This window comes from Pararhizobium mangrovi (assembly GCF_006516965.1).
Lineage (GTDB): Bacteria > Pseudomonadota > Alphaproteobacteria > Rhizobiales > Rhizobiaceae > Pararhizobium_B > Pararhizobium_B mangrovi.
In genome coordinates, this window is sequence record NZ_VHLH01000028.1 from 25,525 (window position 1) to 48,747 (window position 23,223).

General features: G+C 66.1%; 18 protein-coding genes. 8 read left to right on the top strand and 10 right to left on the bottom strand.

The genetic code is table 11. The annotated features are described in order from the left end of the window. Position 1: 1 nt before the first annotated feature. Both FJU11_RS14185 and mutL read right to left on the bottom strand, forming a co-directional pair. Complete coding sequence (locus tag FJU11_RS14185) at positions 2-229, bottom strand: DUF2093 domain-containing protein (protein ID WP_141167728.1); 228 nt, start codon at positions 227-229, stop codon at positions 2-4. Between the two features lie 101 nt (positions 230-330). After that, positions 331-2,184 (bottom strand): DNA mismatch repair endonuclease MutL, encoded by a 1,854-nt coding sequence (gene mutL / locus FJU11_RS14190; protein WP_141167729.1) that lies wholly within the window; start codon positions 2,182-2,184, stop codon positions 331-333. Between the two features lie 180 nt (positions 2,185-2,364). On the opposite strand from mutL, the gene FJU11_RS14195 reads away from it, so the two are divergent. Then, complete coding sequence (locus FJU11_RS14195; protein WP_141167730.1) at positions 2,365-3,720, top strand: putative bifunctional diguanylate cyclase/phosphodiesterase; 1,356 nt, start codon at positions 2,365-2,367, stop codon at positions 3,718-3,720. Between the two features lie 28 nt (positions 3,721-3,748). Here FJU11_RS14195 and FJU11_RS14200 read toward each other — a convergent pair whose 3' ends face one another. The 4 genes from FJU11_RS14200 to ilvD form a co-directional block, all read right to left on the bottom strand. Further along, positions 3,749-4,639, bottom strand: coding sequence for an SMP-30/gluconolactonase/LRE family protein (locus FJU11_RS14200; protein ID WP_141167731.1), 891 nt, complete (start codon positions 4,637-4,639; stop codon positions 3,749-3,751). 187 nt (positions 4,640-4,826) lie between these two features. Further along, on the bottom strand, positions 4,827-6,170 hold the full coding sequence (locus FJU11_RS14205; protein WP_141167732.1) for a DEAD/DEAH box helicase: 1,344 nt from the start codon (positions 6,168-6,170) through the stop codon (positions 4,827-4,829). Between the two features lie 299 nt (positions 6,171-6,469). Continuing rightward, positions 6,470-6,922, bottom strand: a complete 453-nt coding sequence (locus FJU11_RS14210) for a phosphate-starvation-inducible protein PsiE (protein ID WP_141167733.1) — start codon at positions 6,920-6,922, stop codon at positions 6,470-6,472. A 183-nt stretch (positions 6,923-7,105) separates the two neighbouring features. Further along, the gene (ilvD, locus tag FJU11_RS14215) at positions 7,106-8,938 is read right to left on the bottom strand and encodes a dihydroxy-acid dehydratase (RefSeq protein ID WP_141167734.1); all 1,833 of its coding nucleotides are present in this window, start codon (positions 8,936-8,938) and stop codon (positions 7,106-7,108) included. A gap of 395 nt (positions 8,939-9,333) precedes the next feature. On the opposite strand from ilvD, the gene FJU11_RS14220 reads away from it, so the two are divergent. The 3 genes from FJU11_RS14220 (at position 9,334) to FJU11_RS14230 (ending at position 12,454) form a co-directional block, all read left to right on the top strand. After that, positions 9,334-10,596, top strand: a complete 1,263-nt coding sequence (locus tag FJU11_RS14220; RefSeq protein WP_141167735.1) for an ABC transporter substrate-binding protein — start codon at positions 9,334-9,336, stop codon at positions 10,594-10,596. Between the two features lie 73 nt (positions 10,597-10,669). Continuing rightward, positions 10,670-11,341 (top strand): cytochrome c oxidase assembly protein, encoded by a 672-nt coding sequence (locus FJU11_RS14225; protein WP_141167736.1) that lies wholly within the window; start codon positions 10,670-10,672, stop codon positions 11,339-11,341. Positions 11,342-11,629: 288 nt separating this feature from the next. Then, positions 11,630-12,454 carry a methyltransferase domain-containing protein gene (locus FJU11_RS14230; RefSeq protein WP_141167737.1) on the top strand — a complete coding sequence of 275 codons (825 nt, stop codon included), beginning with the start codon at positions 11,630-11,632 and terminating at the stop codon, positions 12,452-12,454. A gap of 104 nt (positions 12,455-12,558) precedes the next feature. On the opposite strand, the gene FJU11_RS14235 is transcribed toward FJU11_RS14230, so the two are convergent. From FJU11_RS14235 to FJU11_RS14250, 4 genes are read right to left on the bottom strand one after another with little or no spacing between them, the layout of a single operon-like run. Further along, on the bottom strand, positions 12,559-13,851 hold the full coding sequence (locus FJU11_RS14235) for a branched-chain amino acid ABC transporter permease (RefSeq protein ID WP_141167738.1): 1,293 nt from the start codon (positions 13,849-13,851) through the stop codon (positions 12,559-12,561). A 1-nt stretch (position 13,852) separates the two neighbouring features. Beyond that, positions 13,853-14,845, bottom strand: coding sequence for a branched-chain amino acid ABC transporter permease (locus FJU11_RS14240; protein WP_141167739.1), 993 nt, complete (start codon positions 14,843-14,845; stop codon positions 13,853-13,855). Positions 14,846-14,879: 34 nt separating this feature from the next. Next, positions 14,880-15,584, bottom strand: a complete 705-nt coding sequence (locus tag FJU11_RS14245) for an ABC transporter ATP-binding protein (protein ID WP_141167740.1) — start codon at positions 15,582-15,584, stop codon at positions 14,880-14,882. Further along, the gene (locus tag FJU11_RS14250) at positions 15,581-16,393 is read right to left on the bottom strand and encodes an ABC transporter ATP-binding protein (protein ID WP_216629287.1); all 813 of its coding nucleotides are present in this window, start codon (positions 16,391-16,393) and stop codon (positions 15,581-15,583) included. The genes FJU11_RS14245 and FJU11_RS14250 overlap by 4 nt, the downstream gene beginning before the upstream one ends. 268 nt (positions 16,394-16,661) lie before the next feature. Between FJU11_RS14250 and FJU11_RS14255 the strand changes: the two genes are divergently transcribed. The 4 genes from FJU11_RS14255 to phnN all read left to right on the top strand — a co-directional run bounded on the left by FJU11_RS14255 (position 16,662) and on the right by phnN (position 23,212). Next, entirely contained in the window at positions 16,662-20,564 is a 3,903-nt protein-coding gene (locus FJU11_RS14255; protein ID WP_141167742.1) for a response regulator, read from the top strand. Positions 20,565-20,719: 155 nt separating this feature from the next. After that, complete coding sequence (locus FJU11_RS14260) at positions 20,720-21,427, top strand: DUF1045 domain-containing protein (RefSeq protein WP_141167743.1); 708 nt, start codon at positions 20,720-20,722, stop codon at positions 21,425-21,427. Between the two features lie 4 nt (positions 21,428-21,431). Next, positions 21,432-22,583 carry an alpha-D-ribose 1-methylphosphonate 5-triphosphate diphosphatase gene (locus tag FJU11_RS14265; RefSeq protein WP_141167744.1) on the top strand — a complete coding sequence of 384 codons (1,152 nt, stop codon included), beginning with the start codon at positions 21,432-21,434 and terminating at the stop codon, positions 22,581-22,583. Next, positions 22,583-23,212: a phosphonate metabolism protein/1,5-bisphosphokinase (PRPP-forming) PhnN gene (gene phnN / locus FJU11_RS14270; RefSeq protein WP_141167760.1), complete on the top strand. Its 630-nt coding sequence runs from the start codon at positions 22,583-22,585 to the stop codon at positions 23,210-23,212. The genes FJU11_RS14265 and phnN overlap by 1 nt, the downstream gene beginning before the upstream one ends. Positions 23,213-23,223 lie beyond the last annotated feature (11 nt).

Consider the following 23,223-nt stretch of genomic DNA (forward strand, 5'->3'; position numbering starts at 1 on the left):
TTCACTCGGAGGCGGGAACCGTGCCGGCCTCCTGTTCGGCCTTCAGTGCGGCATGGACGTCGACATAGGCTTCCTGGCGGGCCACGCTCCAATACCGCAACTCGTCGAGCGGAATGGTTTCGCCGGTCACGGCGCAAACCACGTGGGTGCCGGGCGCGATGACCTGAAAGTCGCCGTCGAGGTAGCGCACCTTCGCCTTGCGCGAACCGGGGCCTTCGAAGCGGTTCATGGTGGTCTCCATGCTGCGTGTCTGCGCGACCTATCGCACAGTGCGCCGCGGGAGAACAGACGAGGGCACGTTTTTCCGCCGCCGTCGAAAGCCCACCCGTGTCAGCGACGGCCGAAAAGCCGTTCGATGTCGTCGAGGCGAAGCTCGATATAGGTCGGCCGGCCGTGGTTGCACTGACCGGAACCGGGCGTCGCCTCCATCTGCCGCAACAGCGCGTCCATCTCCGCGCCGGCGAGCCGCCGGCCCGAGCGGACCGATCCGTGGCAAGCCATCGTCGCGGCGACGTAGTCGAGCCGTGCGGCAAGGCTCGACGCATCGCGCCATTCGGCGATTTCCTCGGCAAGCTGGCGGACGATACCGGCAGCGTCCACCTCGCCGAGCATCGACGGCGTTTCCCTGACGGCGATCGCGCCGGGGCCGAAGCGTTCGATCGAAAGGCCGAGCCTGTGCAGCGTCTCGGCATGCTCCATCAGCCGGTCGCAGTCCTCTTCCGGCAGGTCGACGATCTCGGGAATGAGCAGCGCCTGCGCGGGAACGGGTCCGGCGTGCAACGCGGCCTTCATCGCCTGGTAGACGAGCCGTTCGTGCGCGGCATGCTGATCGACGATGACGAGCCCGTCTTGCGTCTGTGCGACGATGTAGTTCTCGTGAAGCTGCGCGCGTGCGGCACCGAGCGGATGGTCTTCGCCGTTCGTCGTGTCCAGCGGCGATGCCGTCTCGGTGCGAGCGCTCGGCACCGAAACCGGGTCGAAGGCGGCTTGGCCTTCCTCGAAGAAGCCGCCGACGGCATGCGCGACCGTTTCGAGCGGGCGTTGCGGCGAAGTCGCCAGGGCATCGACGAAATTGGATGCGGCGGGCGCTTGCGCGGTGGATCCGTTCGTCCACCTGCCTGGCCGCTCGCTTGCACCGCGCATACCGAAGCCCGGCCGAAAGGCGCGCAAAGCTTCCTCCGCGCCGGCGCTGCTCGCCCGGTCGCCCTCGCGGGCGAGCGCCTGGCGGATGGCGCCGACGACGAGGCCGCGCACGAGACCCGGATCCCGGAAGCGCACATCCGCCTTGGCCGGATGCACGTTGACGTCGACGAGTGCCGGATCGAGCCCGATATCGAGAACCGCGACGGGATAGCGCCCCCGCGCCATCGTGTCGGAATAGGCGCCGCGCAAGGCAGATGCGATCAGCTTGTCCTGCACCGGCCGTCCGTTGACGAAGGCGAACTGGTGCAGGGTGTTCGCCCGGTTGAACGTCGGCAGCCCGCAATGGCCCGAAAGCCGCACGCCCTCCCGTTCGGCATCGAGCGCGATCGCGTTTTCCAGGAATTCGCGTCCGAGGATCTGGGCGAGGCGGGCGGAGGCGTCGTGCTCGCAGGCGGGAAGATCGAGCGTCGTGCGGTCGCTGCCCGAAAGCGTAAAGCGTATGTGCGGGAAGGCGAGCGCCATGCGCTTGACCACTTCGGTGATCGCACCGGCTTCCGCACGCTCGCCCTTCATGAATTTGAGCCGCGCCGGGGTGGCGAAGAAGATGTCGCGCACCTCCACGATCGTACCGGGATTGCATGCCGCCGGCCGCACCGGCTCGACGGCACCGCCGGTAACCCGCACCTCGTGACCTTCGCCGCCCGCGACCCGGCTCTTCAAAGAAAGTCTCGCGACCGAGCCGATCGAAGGCAGGGCTTCGCCGCGAAAGCCGAGCGAGCGGATATCGGCGAGGTCGCCGCCGAGCTTGGAGGTGCAGTGGCGCATTACCGAAAGCGCGAGGTCTTCGCCACCCATGCCGCCGCCGTCGTCGGTGACCCGAAGCATCGTCTTGCCGCCGCCCGCCGTTGCGATCTCGATCGTGCGCGCACCGGCGTCGATGGCGTTTTCGACGAGTTCCTTCACGGCGCTGGCGGGGCGTTCGATGACTTCGCCGGCGGCAATCTGGTTGACGAGGGTATCGGGCAGCAATCGGATGGGCATCATGCCGATCATAAGGATTCGCAAGTCGAGCGGAAGCGCCGCGTTCGAACATGCTTCGTTTTCACACCACAAAATGCTCGATCGGAATCGGAAAGCGCCGGTTGCTATGGAATCTTTAAGACTTTGACCACATCGTGAGGCGGTGAACGGCATTTTCTTGTAAGAAGGACCGAAGGCGGAATGTCCTCCGGGGCGGATTATCACGACTGTGAGGAAAACGATCTTGCCACGTTGGCATTCGTGGATCCGCTGACCGGATTGGGGAACCAGCGGCGGCTGCGCGATCGCATCGTCAACCTCGCCGCCGAACGGGCCGACGATCCGGCGCCGTTCACAATGGGCATCGCCAATCTCGACAGTTTCAAGCCGATCAACGACGTGTTCGGCCAGAGCGCGGGCAACGCCATCCTGTGCCAGGTCGCGCATCGGCTGCGCGCCTGCCTACCGGATGGCGCTTCCGTCGTACGGCTAGAGGGCGACGAGTTCGCCTTCCTGCTGCCGCTCGTCTTCGAGAAGAAGGGCGCCGAACGCATCGGGCGGATGTTCAAGGAGGTGCTTTCGGCACCCTACGATCTCGGCGACCGGAACGTGCGCCTTTCCGCTTCCTTCGGTTTTGCGGTCTATCCCTTCGCCGGCGAGACCTTTGCCGAACTGATGAAGAGCGCCGACACCGCGCTCTATCGCTCGAAGCGACGCGGGCGGGGCGGCATCACCGTGTATTCCGAAGAGATCGCCAACGAGATGAAGCGCGCCACGCAGATCGAGCAGGCGCTGCGCCGGGCGATCATCGCCGACGACGTCGAGGTGCACTTCCAGCCGATCGTTGACCTTTCGAACGAGCGCGTTCTCGGCTTCGAGGCGCTTGCCCGCTGGTACGACAACGAGCTCGGCACCGTGCCGCCCGCCGTCTTCATTCCGCTTGCCGAGGAACGCGCCTTCATCGAGCCGCTGACGGAGTTGCTCCTGAGAAAGGCCGCGCGCGCGGCGCTCACATGGCCGAAGGACATTTTCCTTTCATTCAACCTTTCCTCCGCCCAGCTCATGGACCCCTCGACGGCGTTCGGCATCCTCGCCATCGTCGATCGCGTCGGCTTCGATCCGCGCCGGCTCGAACTTGAGATCACCGAGACGGCGATGATGAGCGACCCGGAGACGGCACGCGGCATCCTCGAAGAGCTGAGGGCAGCCGGCGCGCGCATCTCGCTCGACGATTTCGGCACCGGACAGTCGAGCCTCGGCCGCCTGCGCGACTTCGACTTCGACAAGGTCAAGATCGACCGCGCCTTCGTTTCCGAGATCGCCTGGAACCGGCCGAGCGAACACATCATCCGGGCGATCCTGACGATGTGCGAGGGGCTCGACCTCGGCGTCGTCGCGGAAGGCATCGAGGAGGCCGACCAGTCCGGCAAGCTCGTCAAGCTCGGCTGCGCGCAAGGGCAGGGTTACTATTACGGCCGACCGATGAGCGCCGAACAGGCGTACAAGCTCGTTTGCAGCGGGCGCGGCAAGCGCGAACCCGATACGCTCGACGCCTGATCGCCACGCGCGTGCCGACTGGCAGGCGTCAGAGCCGCATGATCGGGTCGAGGCGGCCTTCGACGGAAATATCCGGCATGAAGACGTGGCCCGCCAACGGGTCCTTCGAGCGAGCGCTCTCGTCCATGCCCTCGAAGGCGCTCGTCACGATCAGCCGGTCTGCATCGGCGCCCACGAAAGCGGGGCAGGTCGCCTGACCCGCCGGTATGTCGACCGTGCGCGAAAGGCTGCCGTCCGGGGCGTAGACGGCGACGATGCCGGCGCCGAAACGTGCGTTCCACAGGTTGCCGTGCGCGTCGACGACCGCCCCGTCCGCATTGCCGGGGGCGCTGTCGTGCGGGGCGAAGACCTGCGGCTCGCCGGTCGGGCGCCCCGTCTGCGGGTCGAGATCGACGCGCATGATGTCGCCGATGCGCGTATCCGTGAAGTATCCGGTCGCGCCGTCGGCGGAAAAGCAGATCGCGTTTGGAATCGAGATGCGCGTGAAGAGGCGCGTCAGCTTTCCCTCGAACACGTGATAGATCGAGCCGGCACCGTCCTCGGCATGCTTGCCCATGGTGCTCGTCCACAGTGCCCCGCACGGGTGGACGCGCGAATCGTTGGAGCGGGTCGCGTCGGTATCGGACTCGATCTCCATGTAGCGGGACATCGTCCCGCTCTTCTTCTGCCGTACGCACAGACCGTCCTCGGAAACGATCACGTGGCGTTCGCCGTCGATGCGGGCAAGCGCGCTCGCCATCATCGGAAGCGCATGGGTGGTCAGCCGGTCTTCGCCGATCCGGTATTCGACGAGGGTGCGGTCGAGAATATCGAGCCACCAGGCGGTGTCGCCGTCGGGCTCGTAGATCGCGCCTTCGGCAAGTTCGTAGGCCGTGCCGCCGATATCCCTGCCGGCAAAGTCCTGCGGTGCGCTGGTCATGCTCGTCTCCCCGGATCCCGCACCAGTGGCGCGGGCGTTCGATCGTCCCTTACGCGCACCGGTTCTTCCTCGCTTCAGCGTTATGACGCCGCAAAAGCGCGGTTGCAATCCGGGCCCATGTCACTTCGCGGGACACGAAGTCGTACGCCCGCCTCGAACGGACGAGGCGGGCGTGAACGAACGCGGATCAGGCCGAGGCGGCGGTGCGGCGATTCGGCCGGTTGCGCCGGGGCCTGCGTGCGGGCTTTGCGTCCTTGCCGCCGGGACGTGCGGAACGGTCTCCGTTCGCCTCGCGACGCGGGGCGTTCGGCTTCGCCTTGCCGGGGCCCGAAGGCTTGCGCGAGCGGTTGCCGTTGCCGTTGCCGTTGCCGCGCTTGCGCGACGGTGCGGGCGCATGGGCCGGCGCCTCGCCGGATGCCACGGTAACGGCGATGCCCGTCTGGCGTTCGATGCCGCGCAGCAGGCCCACCTCTTCCGGCGTGCAGAAGGCGATCGCCTGGCCGGTGGCGCCGGCGCGCGCGGTGCGGCCGATGCGGTGGACATAGGCGTCCGGCACGTCCGGCAGGTCGTAGTTGTAGACGTGGCTGACCCCCGGCACGTCGATGCCGCGGGCGGCGACGTCGGTCGCCACGAGCACGCGGATATCGCCGTCGCGGAACGCCTTCAGCGCACGGTCGCGCTGGTTCTGGCTCTTGTTGCCGTGGATCGAGGCAGCCTCGAACCCGTCACCACGCAGGCTCTTCATCAGCTTTTCCGCGCCGTGCTTCGTACGCGAGAAGACAAGGGCCAGGCCATTGGGGTTGTCGGCGAGCGACCGGCTCAGGAGCGCGGTCTTGGCATTGCGGTCGGCAACGAAATGTACGTGCTGCTCGACCTTGTCGGCCGTGCGCCCGGGCGGAGTGACGGAAACCGTCTTCGGGTTCGTCAGGAAGGCGTCGGCGAGATCGGCGATCTGCTTGGGCATCGTCGCGGAAAAGAGCAGCGTCTGGCGCTTGGCCGGCACAAGCTTGGCGATCTTGCGCAGATCGTGGATGAAGCCGATGTCGAGCATCTGGTCGGCCTCGTCGAGGACGAGACGGCGCGTCGCGTCGAGCGACAGTGCCTTGCGGTCGAGAAGATCGATCAGCCGGCCGGGCGTCGCGACGAGCACGTCGACGCCGCGAAACAGCATCTTCGCCTGCATGTTGATCGACGCGCCGCCGACGACGGTGCCGACGAAGAGCGGCGAGCGCTTGGAGAAGGATTTCAGATTGGTGGCGATCTGGTTCACGAGCTCGCGCGTGGGTGCCAGGATCAGCGCGCGTACCTTCTTCGGCTCGGGCTTTTGCGCCTCGGCGAGAAGGTCCTCGACGAGCGGCAGGCCGAAGGCGGCCGTCTTGCCGGTGCCCGTCTGGGCGAGGCCGACGATGTCGTGGCCTGCGAGCACCAGCGGGATCGCCTGGCTCTGGATCGGCGTCGGTTCCGTGTAGCCGAGTCCGGCGAGCGTCTTGAGGGTCTGGGCGGAAAGGCCCAGCGTATCGAAAGCGGTCAAATCATTGCCTTTCGGGGTCACCGGACGACACGCGCACACGCCTCATGGCGCAGGCGGGCGATCGGCCGGCGTCAAGAACCCCGCGTGAAATGGGAACTTGGATTGGAAAACGAACTTTCCGAGCGCGTCGGGCAGCGGAAGCGGCCCACGTCATCATGTCGCGCTCTGGTCTTCCTCGAAGGGTCGGCGAAGGGCCGAATACGGGGCGCGCTCACGCGGCGGCCGGGAAGATGAAAGCACGCCACATGTCGTTCTTCGCGGTTGCGAAGTCAAGCGGAATGTCGACGGCGCGGTGACGATTACCGCCGGCTGATGCGCACCACGATGAGGGCTGCGAGCGAAAGCAGCAGGATCGCACCCGCTTCGAAGAGGATGTTTTCCGGCGCCATCTCCTTGCCCTGCAGGATGATGAGGCGGGCAAGCGCGGTGATGCCGATGAAGATCGGATAGACGAAGACGGAGCGCTGGCCGGAGTAGAAGACCGCCACCATGCCGACGACTTCGGTGTAGAGGAACATGAGCAGGATGTCGGCGAGCGTCACCGTGCCGTTCTCGAAGACGCCGGCGACCTCGAAGGCGGCACCCGCCAGCGTCAGCAGTGCGACGACGCCGAGCAGCAGGCGTTCCAGCACGTGGAAGCTGCCGATGACGAGCTTGCGTTCCGCCATCCCGGGTTCGGGCTTGTAGATGTCGCCCGTAGCTGCCTTCTGGTGATCGCCCTCGTGGCGATCGCCCTCGCGATGCGGATCCATGTGCGAAGGCTAAGGCGAAATATTCGAAAGACGAAATGAATTCGTCATGCGGGCGATTTCGATCGGGAAGGCGGCGCCTTCGCACGATCGTCGGACCACACGAAGGATGCTCGCCTTACCCGCGATCGAGCCGGGTCGAATCACGGCCGGTGGGCCCGCTCGACCGCTGCGATTCGCTCTTTGCTACTCCACCACGCGCACCGCGCCCTGATCGGCGCTCGTGGCGAAGGCGGCGTAGGCACGAAGAGCCTTGGAGACCTTGCGGCGGCGCTGTTCGGTCGGCTTCCAGCCGTCGCGGTCCTTCTCGGCCCGCCGCCGGGCAAGCTCGCCCTCGTCCACCGAAAGCGCGATCGTGCGGTTCGGGATGTCGATTGCGATCGTATCGCCTTCCTCGACGAGGCCGATGACGCCGCCCTGGGCTGCCTCCGGCGAGACGTGGCCGATCGAAAGGCCGGACGTTCCACCGGAAAAGCGGCCATCGGTGACGAGCGCGCAGGCTTTTCCGAGGCCCTTCGATTTCAGGTAGCTCGTCGGATAGAGCATCTCCTGCATGCCGGGCCCGCCCTTCGGCCCTTCGTAGCGGATGACGACGACGTCGCCCTCGTTGATCTTGCCCGTCAGGATGGCGCTGGCGGCAGTATCCTGGCTTTCGAAGACGCGGGCCGGGCCGGAGAAGCGCAGGATCGATTCGTCGACGCCGGCCGTCTTCACCACGCAGCCGTCGGCCGCGAGGTTGCCTTTGAGCACGGCAAGCCCGCCATCGGCGGAAAAGGCGTGGGCGATGTCGCGGATGACGCCCTTTTCGCGGTCGGTATCGAGACTTTCCCAGCGCGATTCCTGGCTGAAGGCGATCTGCGTCGGCTTGCCTCCGGGCCCCGCGGAATAGAACTTGCGCACGTTTTCGCTCGTGCTCTGCTTGACGTCCCATTGCGCGAGCGCATGGCCGAGCGTCTCGGAATGCACGGTCGGCTGCTCGGCGTGCAGGAGGCCCGCGCGGTCGAGTTCGCCGAGGATCGCCATGATGCCGCCGGCACGGTGGACGTCCTCCATGTGCACGTCGTCCTTGGACGGGGCGACCTTGCAAAGGCACGGCACCTTTCGCGACAGCGCGTTGATGTCGTCGAGGTCGAAGTCGATCTCCCCTTCCTTCGCGGCGGCGAGGATGTGCAGCACGGTGTTGGTCGACCCGCCCATGGCGATGTCGAGCGCCATGGCGTTCTCGAAGGATTTCCGGTTCGCGATGGTGCGCGGCAGGACGTTTTCGTCCTCCTGCTCGTAGTAGCGGCGTGCGATGTCGACGGCGAGATGGCCGGCCTCGACGAAGAGGCGGCGCCGGTCGGCGTGGGTTGCGAGCGTCGAGCCGTTGCCGGGCAGCGACAGGCCGAGCGCTTCCGTCAGGCAGTTCATCGAGTTCGCCGTGAACATGCCCGAGCACGAGCCGCAGGTCGGGCAGGCGGAGCGCTCCATCGTCGCGACGTCCTCGTCGGAGATGCGTTCGTCGCCGGCCGCCACCATCGCGTCGACGAGGTCGATCGCGCGTTCCTTGCCCTGAAGCTCGACCTTGCCGGCTTCCATCGGTCCGCCCGAGACGAAGACGGCCGGAATGTTGAGGCGCATGGCGGCCATCAGCATGCCGGGGGTGATCTTGTCGCAATTGGAAATGCACACCATCGCGTCGGCGCAGTGCGCATTGACCATGTATTCGACGGAATCGGCGATGATCTCGCGCGAAGGCAGCGAATAGAGCATGCCGTCGTGGCCCATCGCGATGCCGTCGTCGACGGCGATCGTGTTGAATTCCTTCGCCACGCCACCGGCCTTTTCCACTTCCCTGGCGACGAGCTGGCCGAGGTCCTTGAGGTGCACGTGGCCGGGCACGAACTGCGTGAAGGAGTTGACGACCGCGATGATCGGCTTGCCGAAATCGTCGTCCTTCATGCCGGTGGCGCGCCAGAGGCCGCGCGCGCCGGCCATGTTGCGTCCGTGCGTGGTGGTGCGAGAGCGATAGGGTGGCATGAGCTTGAGATCCTTCCGCCGGCTGCGCGCTCGTTCGAGTGGCGGGCCGGTTCGACGGGCGATGGTTCCTCCAGGCGCGGCCGAATGCCTTCGGCATCCAGCGCGCAGGGGTCTATTTGGACCCTGATAACGAAAAACGGAAGCCCCGTCACGACCGATCCTTGCCGTTCGGCCGCTCGTATGCGAGCGAAAATTGCGCGAGTTGGTTCCCGACCGTCCCCAATGCGTTTCCGTATGCGTCGAAAACGCGTTAAACCATCCGGCCGGAAACGACTTTCGTCCGGCCGAGGATTCGTTATGATCCGGCCAGCTTTCGGCTTTCTCCGGGAGGCGAAACGAGTGGAACGGACACGCCGGCGATCGTCGTCGGCGGCAAAAACAGGGAGATATCGAATATGATGTCACGGACAAGGACCGCGCTCTTCGCAGGGGCGGCGCTGATGGCGTTCGCCGGCGCAGCCAATGCGGCCGATACGGTCAAGATCGGCGTGCTCGGCGGCATTACCGGCCCGATCGAGAGCCTCGCCCAGCCGATCGTCGACGGCTCCAAGGCCGCGATGAAGGAGATCAACAGCGACGGCGGCCTCTGGGATTCCGGCGCCAAGCTTCAGGCGGACGTCGGCGACACGACCTGTTCGGACGCCACCAAGGCCGCCGATGCGGGCGACCGCGCGGTCAACGTCGACAAGGTCGTCGCCATCATGGGCGCCATGTGTTCGGGCGCGACCATCGCGGTCGCCAACAACGCGGCGATCCCCGGCGGCGTGGCGATGATCTCGCCGGCCTCCACGTCTCCGGCGCTGACGGACCTCAAGGACAAGAACCTCGTCTTCCGTACGGTGACGTCGGACGCCTATCAGGGTCAGGTGCTCGCCCGGATGGTGAAGGACAAGGGCGTCAATTCGGTTGCCGTGACCTACGTCAACAACGACTACGGCAAGGGCTTCGCCGAAGCCTTCCAGACCGCCTTCAAGAAGGACGGCGGCGAAGTGACGGCCATGCAGGCGCACGAGGACAACAAGGCCGACTACCGCTCGGAGATCGGCAACCTCTCCGCTTCCGGCGCCGACGCGCTCGTCGTGCTCGCCTATGCCGACGGTTCCGGCCAGACCATCCTGCGCCAGGCGCTCGAAGGCGGCGACTTCCAGAAGTTCTTCGGCGGCGACGGCATGGTAGCCGCTTCGCTCACGAAGAACGTGCCCGGCATCGAGGGCAAGCTGACGATGACGAAGCCGAGCGCTTCCGACACGCCCGGCAAGAGCGCCTATGAAAGTGCCATGAAGAAGGCCGGCGTCGACGCGGACGGCACCTTCGTCGCCAACGCCTACGACGCGACCTACATCCTCGCCATGGCTCTCGAAAAGGCCGGCAGCGCCGATCGCGCCAAGGTCGCCGCGGCCATTCCCGAGGTCGCCAAGGGCCCCGGCGAGAAGATCATGCCGGGCGAGTGGGCAAAGGCCAAGAAGCTCATCGATGCCGGCAAGGACGTGAACTACGAAGGCGCCACCGGCCCGATCGACTTCGACCAGAACGGCGACGTTCCGGGCGTCTACGACGAGGTCGTGCTCGCCGACGGCAAGGTCAAGGACAACGGTCAGATCAAGATGGACGGATCGGCGAACGGCTCGTCTTCCAGCGACAGCCAGTCCAGCAACTAATTCGCCGGACCCATCGATCGAGACGAACGCGCCCGGCCATCACCGGGCGCGTTTTTCGTTGCAGGAGGCGGGGATGAACGCACCGGACGGAGAAGATCGCCTGATCGCCCTTCGTCGGCGAAACCGCCGCGTCGCGTCCGTCGCGATCGCGGGCGTCTGCGCCATGGGCCTCGCCGCCTTCGCCTCGCCGATCTTCTATCGCGGCCTGATCGGCGCGATCGGCCATCCGGGTGCGCTGAAGCGCTCGCAGGTGACGCGCACGCTCGATGCAACGGATACCGGCGATGAAGCGGGCCGCCCGATCCGGGTCGCGTTCGACACGAACCTCGCCGGCGGAACCGGTCTCACCTTTTCCGCCGAGCGCTCGGAAGCGGCAACCACGCTCGACCGGGTGACGACCGAGCGCTTCCGCCTGTCGAACGAGACGACGCATCCGATCCGCATCCGCGCCGTCTTCGACGTCTCCCCCGCCTGGGCCGCTCCCTATTTCTTCCGCGCACCGACAAGCTTTCCAGACACCGGCGTGGTGAAGCCCGGCGCGTCGGTGACGATCCCCTTCCGCTTCTTCGTCGATCCGCGGATCCTGAAGGCGGACGGCGCCACGAAGGGCCTGCCGCGCCTGACACTCTCCTACGCCGTCTTCGCCCTGCCGACGGGGAAGGGAAACGCACCGGATTTCACGGACGCCCTCCGGCAGGCCGACGGAGGCGAGGCGGCGTTCGTCAACGATGCGGCTGCGGACTGAAGTGTCTACGTTCTGCCTGTCAGCCATCCGCGATTGTGCACGAACCCCGATCCGCGCGGAAGATTCCGGTTGCGTTTGTCCGCGTTTGCGCTTCAATCGCAGTATGAGCGCGCGTTCCGTCGTGAAGCGGTAAACCGAACCGTGCTTGATCTTGCTCTCGTGTTGCTTGCCGTTCGCCTTGCAGGGCCCGGATTGCAATCACATTCGGCTCGGTCCTCCAGGCGAATGCTGGCATCGTCCCGTCGAATTGTTGGCGGCGGTTCGCCGCTTGATCAGGAGGAAGGTGTTATGACGAATGATGCTGTTGCGCCTGCCATTCAAGCGCATAACGAGCGTCCTGCATCGATCTGGAATTCCGCAGGCGCAGGCTACGAGGGGATCAGTCGCGGTATCGCCGATTCCATCGAGCATGCCGTGCTTCGACTGAACCCCGAGCAAGACGAGCGGGTGCTCGATATCGCGACGGGTACCGGATGGGCCGCCCGGCTGGTCGCCAGGCGCGGGGCACGCGTGGTCGGTATCGATCTCGGAGCCGAACTGATCGAAGCAGCCGAAGAACGGGCCAGGACGGAAGGCCTCGACATCACCTACGACGTCGGGGACGCCGAAGCCTTGCCTTTCGGCGACGGCACGTTCGATGCAGCGATCTCGACTTGCGGCATCATGTTCGCGACGCGGCCGGAAGCCGCGGCATCGGAGCTCGCTCGCGTAATTCGTCGCGGCGGACGCGTGGTGCTGACGACGTGGCGGCCGGACAGCAACGTCTTCGAGATGTTCAAGGTGATGAAGGCCTACATGCCCACTGCGCCCGATCCGGCACCGCCCTCGCCGTTCGAATGGGGACGGGAGGAGCGAGTCAGCGAGCTTCTCGGCGAGGCTTTCGACCTGACGTTCGAGGATGGCGTCTCATTCTACCGTGAGCCGGACGGCGAGGCGGCATGGGCGATGTTCTCGCAGAATTACGGACCGACCAAGGCGCTTGCCGGCTCGCTCGACACCGGCCGTCGCGATGAACTGCACAACGATTTCGTCGCGTTCCATGATCGCTTCCGCACCGAGCTCGGCATTTCGGTGCCGCGTACCTATCTGCTGACATACGGGGTGCGAAACTGATGGAACGGCAGCGACCCCGGTAACGCACGGTCGCCGGTGGGTTCGAACAAGCGCCACCAGTTAATGATGCCGGATGCGGGTCGCGTTCGGCATTCTCCGTTTTCTCAATGCCGCGCCTCCGGCTCCGGCAAAATCCCTCGTGGGGCGTATCTTAGCACCAGCGTGATCGTCAGGCCGACGACGAAGACGCGCATCTGGAGGGCGCGGCTGTCGAGGTCGGAGGGTGGGTTCCAGCCGGTCCATGCATGGGCGTAGGCGGCGCCGGTATGGAAGAGCCACAGTGCGATCGGTTCGGAGATCGTCCAGGCGATGTAGACGAAGATGGCGCCGAAGATCGCGCCGCGGTTGTTGCCGGCGCCGCCGAGGATCATCATCACCCAGATCAGGAAGGTGTGGTTGAGATCGATGAAGCCGGACGGGTCGTAGATCTGCGCGAAATGGATCAGCATCGCGCCGCCGATGCCCATGACGACGCAGCCGAGCACGAAGATCTCGCGCCGCCTGGCCGTCACGTCCTTGCCCATGGCGGCGGCCGCGTCTTCCCGGTCGCGGATCGCACGCATCATGCGGCCCCAGGGTGCGTAATAGGCGCGCTGGAGGGCAAGGTAGACGAGCGCCATGACGATGACGACGACGATCAGATACATGCCGCGCGCGAAGGCGAAGTCGCCGTTCGCCGGCGTCGGGACCGGCCAGGGCAGCGGCGAGACGGTGAGCGTGCCGCGCGTCAGCCAGTCGGCGTTCTTGAGGAAGGTCTTGATGATCTGGGCGATGCCGAGTGTCGCGATCGCCAGGTAGTCGGAGCGCAGGCCGAGGCAAACCCTGCCGACGAACCATGCGACGAGCCCGGCGACGAGGCCCGCGACGAGCCAGCCGAGGATGACCGGCAGGCCGAGGCCGCCCACCCAGCCCGCCTGGCTCTCGATCACGTCGGCCATGTGCGTCATGTGCCACGAGATGACGACGAAGGAGGCGATCAGCACGGCCGTGACGAGAAGGCCTTTCAGCCGGCGATGGAAGCCGATGCGCTCGGCCCGGTTGGCGAGCCAGATCGCAGCCCCGCAGATCGCCAGCTTGACGACGAACATGGCGACGAGCGCAGGACCCGGTGAATTCCAGAAGTCCGGGTTCGTCGGGTAGGAGACGAGCATGGAGGTCGCCGCGCCCGTGGCGAGGAAGCCCATGACGCCGACATTGAAGAGCCCGGCATAGCCCCACTGGATCGTCAGCCCGAGGGTCAACACCGCGTAGCAGGCGGCTTCCACCATCACGCGCAGCGAATAGACGCTGCCCTGCGAGAGGAAGACGGCAAGCACGATCAGCGCGAGCACCGCGAAGGCAGCGAGATCGCGGACGGGAACGAGCGGGCGGGCTGGCGTGGCGGTGGTTTCGGCCATCTTAAAGAACCTTCCCCTTGAAGATGCCGGTCGGCCGGTAGATCAGCACGATGATGAGGATCACGAAGGGGATCATCAGCTTGTACTCCGTCGGCACGATCGCGAGGCTCGATGGAAAGTCGACGCCGAACATCGGTTCGAGCGGGCGCAGAAGGATCGACCAGTTGAAGACGGCGAAGGATTCGCAAAGTCCGACGAGAAAGCCGCCGGCGATCGCGCCATAGGGCTGGCCGATGCCGCCGACGATGGTCGCAGCGAAGATCGGCAGCAGGATGTTGAACGAAAGGTCCGGCTTCAGCGCCACGTCCATCGAAAGCAGCGTGCCGGCCGCGCAGGCGAGCGCACCGCCGATGATCCACGTCGCCCACACGACATGGCGGATGTCGATGCCGGTGATGCTGGCGAGGTCCGGATTGTCGGAAACGGCGCGCATCGCCTTGCCGAGCCGCGTGCGGGTCAGGAAATAGTGCAGGGCGAAGACGGTGACGGCCGTAAAGACGAAGAGAATGATCTGCGGCTCGGTCAGCACGATCGGCCGCGTCGCGTCCGGCAGGTGGAACTGGAAGATCGCCTTCGGGGAACCGATGTACATCGAGCGCGCGCTGACCCCGCCGAAGACACGCAGCACGCCCTGCAGCATCAGCGTCACGCCGACGGAGGCCATGACCATGACGACGGGCCGCGCGCCGGCGTCCCTCAGCGGCTTGTAGAAGAGCTTGTCGAAGAGGATCGCGATCAGTGCCGTCGCCGCCATCGCCGGGAACATGCCGAAGAAGGCGAGCGCGATCGGGCTGTGGATACCCATCGATTGCAGGAGGACGGCGAAGATCAGCGAGAGGAAGGCGCCCATCGTCATCATGTCGCCATGGGCGAAATGGGCAAACCGCAGGATGCCGAAGATCAGCGTCACGCCGATGGCGCCGAGCGCGTAGATCGCGCCGATGATGAGGCCCGACAGGATCGCGTTGTCGAAGAAGAAGACGAGTGCGTTCACGAATGCCCCTTGCACGGTGCCGCGGCGATGCGCTTCAGCCTCCGAGGAAGCTGCGCGCGACCTCCGGATTGTCGAGCAGGTTCTGCCCGGTGTCGGTGTAGGAGTTCTGGCCGCCGGCGAGCACGAAGCCCTTGTGGGCAATGGCGAGCGCCTGCTTGGCGTTCTGCTCGACCATGGCGACCGTCACGCCGGTGCGGTTGATGGCGATGACACGGTCGAAGATGACCGACATGAACATCGGCGAAAGGCCGGCCGTCGGCTCGTCGAGCAGGATGAGCTTCGGCTCGATCATCAGCGCGCGTCCGAAGGCGACCATCTGGCGCTGCCCGCCGGAAAGCTCGCCGGCCGGCTGGCGGCGCTTGTCCTTCATGTCGGGAAAGATCTCGTAGACGTGGTCGAGCACGTGCGAGACGTCGTCGCGGCGCGTATAGGCGCCCATCTCGAGGTTTTCCTCGACGGTGAGGCTCGCGAATACGTTGTTTTCCTGCGGCACGTAAGCGATGCGGTGGCCGGCCAGTTTTTCGGAACGGATGCCGGTGATGTCGGTTCCGTCGAAGGTGATGGAGCCACCGGTCACCGTCAGCATGCCGAAGATCGCCTTCAGCATGGTCGACTTGCCGGCCCCGTTCGGGCCGACGATGACGCCGATCTCGCCCTCGTCGAGCGCCATGTCGACGTCGCGCAGGATGGTCATCTGGCCGTAGCCGGCGGTCAGCCCGTCGATCGAAAGCAGGCTCATGCGCTGACGTGCCCCGCGTCGCCGGCCTCGGTCTCGACCGTCGCGTTGCCCGTCGGCGAGCCGCCGAAATAGGCCTCGATCACGGCCGGGTTGTTCTGGATGTCGGTGATGTGACCCTTCGTCATCACGGTGCCGGCCGCCATGACGATGACTGGATCGCAAAGCCTGGCGATCAGATCCATGTCGTGCTCGATGACGAAGAAGGTATAGCCGCGCTCGGTGTTCAGCCGCTCGATGTTGGCGGCGAGGTCGTTGAGAAGCGTCCGGTTCACGCCGGCGGCGATCTCGTCGAGGAGCACCACGCGCGCGTTCGTCATCATGGTGCGGCCGAGTTCGAGCAACTTCTTCTGCCCACCGGAAAGGTTGCCGGCACGCTCGTTCCTCAGATGCGTGATCTTGAGGAAGTCGAGCACCTCGTCGGCCTCGCGATGGATCTCGGCCTCCTCGCGGGCGACGCGACCGGGGCGCAGCCAGGCCGAGAACAGGCTCTCGCCGTGCTGGTGCTCCGGCACCATCATCAGGTTTTCCGTGACGCTCATATGCGAGAATTCGTGGGCGATCTGGAAGGTCCTGAGCACGCCGCGCGAAAAGAGCGAATGGGCCGGAAGCCCGGTCACGTCCTCGCCGTCGACGCGGATCGTACCCGACGTCGGCGCGAGATTGCCGGCGACCATGTTGAACAGCGTCGACTTGCCGGCGCCGTTCGGCCCGATCAGACCCGTGACGGAACCTTCCTCGACGGAAAGCGTGCAGTCGTCGACCGCGTGAAAGCCGCCGAAGCGTTTCGACACGCTTTCGACTTCGATGATGGCGCTCATCCAGTTCCCCCGGCGGCTCGTGAAGGCGGTCGCCGTTGTTCGCTCGATTTAAACCGGTTCAGCCGCGCTTTTGCAAACGCGGCGTAAAAAGACGGCATCGCTTAGCATCGGCGCCGGCGTCTGTGAAGCGTGCCGTACTCGATCGCCGATCGCCGGTTTGCGGGCGTCCCGCGCATGGGCAGCCTGTGCCGTCCGCGATGGTTAACGTTTTTTCAAGCGCACCTGCCGCATCGTGTCGATTGGGGAAAAGGGGCGCAGAGTGTCGGAAGTGCGGGAAATCGACGAGAGGGACGACGCCTATCGGGCGGCGAAAGCCGAGCTCGAGGCAAGCGAAGAGCCCGGCTACATCAAGGATGGGGCGTTGCGTTACTGTCTGGCAAATGCCGCCTACGCCGCGTTCTGCGGCGTGGACGCGGCGACGATGCCGGGCATGCACGACGACGAGCTCTTAGCCGGCGGCGACGGCGGCGAACGCGACGAGAAGGAACGACGAAGCCTGGTCTTCGGTCGCGAGGAAACCGCCGTGATCGACGCCGGGGGACCGCAGGCCGACCGTCTGCGCTGCCGGATCCGACGCGAGAAGACCGCCGACGGCATGCCCTTCATCGTCGGCCGGCTGCAATCGATGGCTTCTTCGCCGGCACCGGAGGTGCATGCCGAGCCCGTCGGTCCGGTGAGCGCGTGCGAGAACGATTACCGCGACCTCGATCTCGTCGACGCGATCGAGGCCTACGACGAGCCGCTTTGCGTTCTCGATGCGGCGGGCGAACGGCTGGCGTGCAACGCGGCCTATCGCGACGCATCGGATGGTGCGGCGACGTCCGCCGGCGAGACGCGACGCTTCACCTCGAACGAACTCATGGCCGCCGTGCTCGAATCGGTGGATGTCGGGATCGTCATCTACGATGCCGACGACGTGCTGCAATTCGTCAACGCGCGGATGCGCAGCATGTTCGAAGGTCCGACGCAGCATCTTCGCCGCGGCGCGACGCTTCGCCAGATGCTCGAGTCTCTCTACGACGCCGACCCACTTCATGCCGGCACCGCTGCGGATACCGGTGCGCGCGAGGAATGGATCGCCGAGCGCATGCGGCTCAGCCACCGCCGCCGTTACGAAAAGGTGGAGCAACTGGCCGACGGGCGCTGGATCAAGGCGGCGATCCAGAGGCTCGACGACGGCGCGATGATCGGCCTGCGCATGGACGTCTCCGATGTCTTCATGGCCGAACGGGAACAGGCGCAGAGCCAGGAAGAGGCGCAGCTGTACAAGGCCGTTCTCGACGAACTGCCGAATTCGACCTACGCCAAGGACGAGGATTTCCGGATCGTCTTCGCCAACCGCGCCTATGCCGAACTGACCGGCCGTCCGCTCGAAACGGTGATCGGCAACACGGATCTCGGCATCTTCGGCGAGGAGGAAGGCCGGCCGCTGCTCGCCGAAGACCAGCGCGTCTTCGATTCGGGCGAGGTTTCCCAGCAGCAGGAGACGATCACCCACGCCTCGGGCCGGGAGATTCCGCTGGTGACGCGCAAGGCGCGCGTGCGCCTTGCCAACGGGCGGGCATGCATGATCGGCACGAGCGTCGATATCTCGGCGCAGGTCGAACGCGAGAGTGAGCTTCGTGAAGCGCGCCGCCAGGCCGATCTCAGCCGTGCCGATCTCGAGAGCGTCGTCGACGGGCTGGCGATGAGCGTCGTCGTCGTCGGCGCAGACGAGAGTATCGAGGCGATCAATTCGGCCTATTTCGAAATGTGGGCGCATTCGCCGGACGAAAGGCTGACGGGCAGTCACGTGCGCTGCCTCCTCGATGCCCATCGCCGCAAGCGCATCTACCACGCCGACGGCTACGATTTCGACGACGATGCCGAGTGGGAGGCCTACGTCGCGCGGCGGATGGACGAACTGCGCGCCGGCGCGTGCGAACCGCGCGAAATGTCGCTCGCGGACGGACGCACGCTGATCTTCTCGATCCGCGAGCTTTCCCAGGGACGCCGCCTGATCTGCCATTTCGACATTACCGAACAGAAGGAACAGGCACGCCGCATCGCGCAGGCACGCGCCGAGGTCGAGCGCACGTCGAGCCTCATGCGCAAGGCGACCTCGGCGATGGCGCAGGGGCTGTGCATCCACGACGAGGAGATCCAGTTCGTCAATCGGGCGTTCTTCGATATGTCCGGCTACGAGATCGACCATTTCTCGCCCGGCGATTCCTGGGAAGCCATGATCCGCTCGCTTGCCGAGCAGGGGGCCTACGGCGCCGGTGAGGATGCGCGGCACGTGCTCGACGGAATCCTCACCGACAAGGCGATGCGGTGTTCGCGAACGATCGAGCGGCGTGGCAAGGACGGCCGCTGGCTGCGCATCGATACCGTGACCGACGACGACGACCTCGACGGCGCGATGATCACGACGACGACCGACGTTACCGCGGCCAAGCGACGGGAGGGCGATCTGGAGACCGCGCTCGAGCGTGCCGAATCGGCCGACAAGGCGAAGTCGGAATTCCTCGCCAACATGAGCCACGAAATCCGCACGCCCATGAACGGCGTGCTCGGCATGGCGGAATTGCTCGCCCGCACCCAGCTCGATACGCGCCAGCGCACCTTCACCGACGTCATCGTCAAATCCGGCAACGCGCTTCTGACGATCATCAACGACATTCTCGACTTCTCGAAGATCGATGCCGGGCAGATGGCTCTCGACACCGCGCCCTTCGATCTCGCCGAAGCCATCGAGGACGTGGCGACGCTCGTCTCCTCGCGGGTGGCGGAAAAGGACATCGAGCTCATCGTGCACACCGCGCCCGATCTGCCGGAACGGCTCGTCGGCGATGTCGGGCGCATACGCCAGATCGTGACGAACCTGCTCGGCAACGCCGTGAAGTTCACCGAGAAGGGCCATGTGCTCGTCGACGTAGCCGCGAAGATCAGGAACGACACCGCCGCCATCGCCATCCTCGTGCAGGATACCGGGATCGGAATTCCGCCGGAAAAGCTCGACGGCATCTTCGAAAAGTTCAGCCAGGTCGACACGTCCTCGACGCGAAGGCACGAGGGGAGCGGGCTCGGACTTTCCATCGCAGGCGGTCTCGTCGAGATGATGGGCGGGCGCATCGACGTCGAAAGCGAGCACGGCAAGGGCTCGACCTTCATCGTGCGCGTCGACCTGCCCGTCGACCGGGCGGTGGCGAAGCCGCGGCCGATACCCGTCGATGTCGGCGGCGCGCGCATCCTCGTGATTGACGACAACGCGGTCAATCGCGGCATCCTGATGGAACAGATGCGCGGATGGGGCTTCGACGCGTGCGCGGCGGCCGACGGGCCGGAGGGGCTCGCCGTCATGGAAGCGGCAAGCCGGCTCGGCACGAAAGTCGACGCGGTGATCCTCGACTACCACATGCCGGGGATGAACGGCGCCGAGGTCGCGCGCAAGCTGAGAGCGCAGACGGGCTGGAATTCGACCCGCATCCTCATGCTGACCTCCGTCGACTTGGCAGAGGTCGAATACCGCAACTGCGAACTGCGCGTCGATGCGCGCCTGATGAAGCCGGCACGCTCGGCCCTCCTGCTTTCGACCCTCGTGGAAATGCTCCAGACCCGACGTGCAGCCGATGCGGACCCGGCCCCTTCCGCTGCCGCCACCGAAGGCAAGGCATCGGCCCCGGGCAAGGATGCCGATCGGCGGGAAGGACCGGCCCATCCGGAAGAGGCGGCGCTCGCCAGGACCGCACCGGCCGACGGCGCATCCCTCGAGCCGAAAATCGCGCGCAGCCGCCAGGTCCTCGTCGCCGAGGACAACGAGGTCAACCAGATCGTCTTCAGCCAGATCCTCGACGGGCTCGATCTCGAATACCGGATCGTGCACAACGGGAAGGAAGCACTGGATGCCTTCTTGAAGCAGGCACCGGCAATGATCCTGATGGATGTCTCCATGCCGGTGATGAACGGCTACGAGGCGACCCGGGCCATCCGTGCGCGGGAAGGCGAAAGCGGCGCACGTACGCCGATCGTCGGTGTCACCGCGCATGCGCTCGAAGGCGATCGCGCCGAGTGTCTCGAAGCCGGAATGGACGATTACCTCTCCAAGCCGATCAGCCCCGAAAAGCTCGGCCAGAAGATCCGCGACTGGCTGCCGGACGAGCCGCTGAGCCGATCGGCCTGAGACCGCGTCGGCGCGAGCGTGCTACGGCACGCCCGCAACGCCAGCTGTCCGATCGGACGGAGTACGGTGGGATCGATTGTCTCCGTCGTCGATCATGTCGTTGTTCCGTCATCCGAATTATTTATCCGGACGTCTTCGATGGGAGAAAATCGCGCATGCGCTATGCGATCTATTTCACGCCGCCGGCCCACCACCCGTTGACGCGGCTCGCCTCGCGCTGGCTCGGCCGTAGCGCCTTCACCGACAATGTGCTGGAACCGCCTGCGGTCGCCGGTCTGTCGCCGGACGACATCGCGCACTACACCGCCGCTCCGCGGCGCTACGGTTTCCATGGCACGCTCAAGGCACCGTTCGCGCTCGACGCCGGCGTGAGCGAGGGCGACATGATGCGCGCGCTGATGGCCTTTTGCGCCGGTCGCCGGCCGATCGCGCCCGCCGGCCTGCGCATCGCCGAGATCGGCCCGTTCTTCGCGCTGGTGCCATCCGCGCCCGAACCCGAACTGAACGCGCTCGCCGACGGGATCGTACGCGATCTCGATGGGCTGCGTGCACCGCTTTCCGATGCAGAGATCGAACGGCGCAACCCCGAGCGCCTGTCGCGCACCGAACTCGCCAACCTGCATCGCTGGGGCTATCCGCACGTCTTCGACGCGTTCCGCTTCCACATGACGCTGACCGGCGCCGTCGAGCCTTCCGAACGCGAAGCGGTCCGCACCGCGCTCGATGCGGTGTTCGAACCGGTCTTGCGCGAACCGATGGCAATCGACACCATTGCGCTCTTCGTCGAAACGACACCGGGCGCGCCGTTCATCGTGCATTCGCTGCATCCGCTGGGCGCGGCCGCCGTAAGGAAAACGGCCTGATTCAATGACGTCTTCGCTGCGCGAAAACATTCTTTCCAACGCCCGAATCGTGCTCGATGGCGAGGTGACCACCGGCTCGCTGCGCATCGTCGACGGCGTGATCGCCGACATCGCCACCAACAGCGCGCTGCCGAACGCCGAGGATATGCAGGGCGACCATCTGGTGCCCGGCCTCGTCGAACTGCATACCGACCACATGGAAGGTCATTTCGCGCCGCGCATCGGCGTGCGGTGGAACCCGGCGGCAGCCGTGCTCGCCCACGACGCGCAGCTTGCGACTTCCGGCGTGACGACGGTCTTCGATGCGATCCGCGTCGGCATGGAGGATCATGCGGAGGTGGGCCTCGAAGACATGACGCTGCTGGCCGACGCGGTGCGCGAGGCGAACGCCGCACGACGGCTGCGCGCCCAGCACTTCATCCACCTGCGCTGCGAGGTTTCCACCGCCGACTGCCTGCCGGGCTTCGAACGCCTCGCCGGCCGTAAAGAGGTTCTGCTCGCCTCGATGATGGACCATGCGCCCGGGCAGCGACAGTTCACCGATCTCGAGGCCTTCCGCGCCTTCCACCTTTCGCGCACCAGCAAGTCCGAGGCGGCGTTCGACGCCTTCTGTGCCGAGCGGATCGCCGAATCGGAAGCGAATGCCGAGCCGAACCGCGCCGCGATCGCCGCGGCGGCCGAGCGCTACGCGATCACGCTCGCCAGCCACGACGATGCGACACCCGACCACGTGCGCGAATCGCTGGGCTACGGTGTGCGCATCGCCGAATTCCCGACGACGATCGAGGCGGCCCGCACGGCGCACGAGGCCGGCATGGGCGTGATGATGGGCGCGCCGAACCTCGTGCGCGGCGGATCGCATTCGGGCAACGTCGCCGCGCGCGATCTCGCCGAAGCCGGTCTGCTGGATATTCTATCGTCCGACTATATCCCGTTCAGCCTCATCTACGCCGTCTTCCAGATCGCCCGCTTCGCGGACGGCATTTCGCTGCCGCAGGCGGTTTCATGGGTCACCTCGGCGCCGGCGAAGGCCGTGGGGCTCACCGACCGGGGTCGCATCGCGCCCGGCCAGCGGGCCGATCTCGTGCGCGTGCGTGCGGACGAGGACGTGCCGGTGGTGCGCACGGTCTGGCGCGAGGGGCAGCGCGTGGCGTGATGGTTTCGGGCTTCGTCGAGCGCGTGACGGAAGGGAGCGGGTCGCCGATCGGCCCCGGCGTCCTGGTCGCCGTCGTCGGTGCGAGCGGGGTCGGCAAGGACACGCTTCTGGCGATGGCTCGACCGGCCTTCGGCAAGGCCGAAGACGTGCTCTTCGTGCGCCGCACGATCACCAGGCCACCGGATCCGGATGGCGAGAACCACGAAGCCGTTTCGTCAACCGCCTTCGAAACGCGGCGCGTGGCCGGAGAATTCGCGCTCGCCTGGCAGGCGCACGGGCTGAGCTACGGCCTGCCGGTCGCACTCGACCGTCACGTCGCGCGCGGCAACGTCGCGGTCGCCAACGGCTCGCGCGCCGCCCTGCCGCTGATGGTCGCGCGGTATCGCAACCTGATGGTGGTTCACGTCACCGCACGACCGGAGATCCTCGCCGGCCGTCTCGCGGCGCGCGGGCGGGAGAGCGAGGCGGCGATCCTCGCGCGGCTCGGACGCGCCGATGCGGCATCGTTCGAGGCCGTCGGCGAAGCGTTCGTCATCGACAATTCGGGCGATCCGCATGACGCGGCGGAGGCGCTCGTGGGTGTCATTCGCAAGGCGATCGCGCGCAGCACCGTTTCGAACGTCGTGTAAGGCGAGCTGGC

What these genes read in the sequence shown, in the direction of transcription:
- phnN (WP_141167760.1), top strand. Translation starts at nt 22,583, where the DNA reads ATGGTTTCGGGCTTCGTCGAGCGCGTGACGGAAGGGAGCGGGTCGCCG.
- FJU11_RS14220 (WP_141167735.1), top strand. Translation starts at nt 9,334, where the DNA reads ATGATGTCACGGACAAGGACCGCGCTCTTCGCAGGGGCGGCGCTGATG.
- FJU11_RS14185 (WP_141167728.1), bottom strand. Translation starts at nt 229, where the DNA reads ATGAACCGCTTCGAAGGCCCCGGTTCGCGCAAGGCGAAGGTGCGCTAC.
- FJU11_RS14260 (WP_141167743.1), top strand. Translation starts at nt 20,720, where the DNA reads ATGCGCTATGCGATCTATTTCACGCCGCCGGCCCACCACCCGTTGACG.
- mutL (WP_141167729.1), bottom strand. Translation starts at nt 2,184, where the DNA reads ATGCCCATCCGATTGCTGCCCGATACCCTCGTCAACCAGATTGCCGCC.
- FJU11_RS14245 (WP_141167740.1), bottom strand. Translation starts at nt 15,584, where the DNA reads ATGAGCCTGCTTTCGATCGACGGGCTGACCGCCGGCTACGGCCAGATG.
- FJU11_RS14235 (WP_141167738.1), bottom strand. Translation starts at nt 13,851, where the DNA reads ATGGCCGAAACCACCGCCACGCCAGCCCGCCCGCTCGTTCCCGTCCGC.
- FJU11_RS14200 (WP_141167731.1), bottom strand. Translation starts at nt 4,639, where the DNA reads ATGACCAGCGCACCGCAGGACTTTGCCGGCAGGGATATCGGCGGCACG.
- FJU11_RS14210 (WP_141167733.1), bottom strand. Translation starts at nt 6,922, where the DNA reads ATGGATCCGCATCGCGAGGGCGATCGCCACGAGGGCGATCACCAGAAG.
- ilvD (WP_141167734.1), bottom strand. Translation starts at nt 8,938, where the DNA reads ATGCCACCCTATCGCTCTCGCACCACCACGCACGGACGCAACATGGCC.
- FJU11_RS14230 (WP_141167737.1), top strand. Translation starts at nt 11,630, where the DNA reads ATGACGAATGATGCTGTTGCGCCTGCCATTCAAGCGCATAACGAGCGT.
- FJU11_RS14225 (WP_141167736.1), top strand. Translation starts at nt 10,670, where the DNA reads ATGAACGCACCGGACGGAGAAGATCGCCTGATCGCCCTTCGTCGGCGA.
- FJU11_RS14265 (WP_141167744.1), top strand. Translation starts at nt 21,432, where the DNA reads ATGACGTCTTCGCTGCGCGAAAACATTCTTTCCAACGCCCGAATCGTG.
- FJU11_RS14195 (WP_141167730.1), top strand. Translation starts at nt 2,365, where the DNA reads ATGTCCTCCGGGGCGGATTATCACGACTGTGAGGAAAACGATCTTGCC.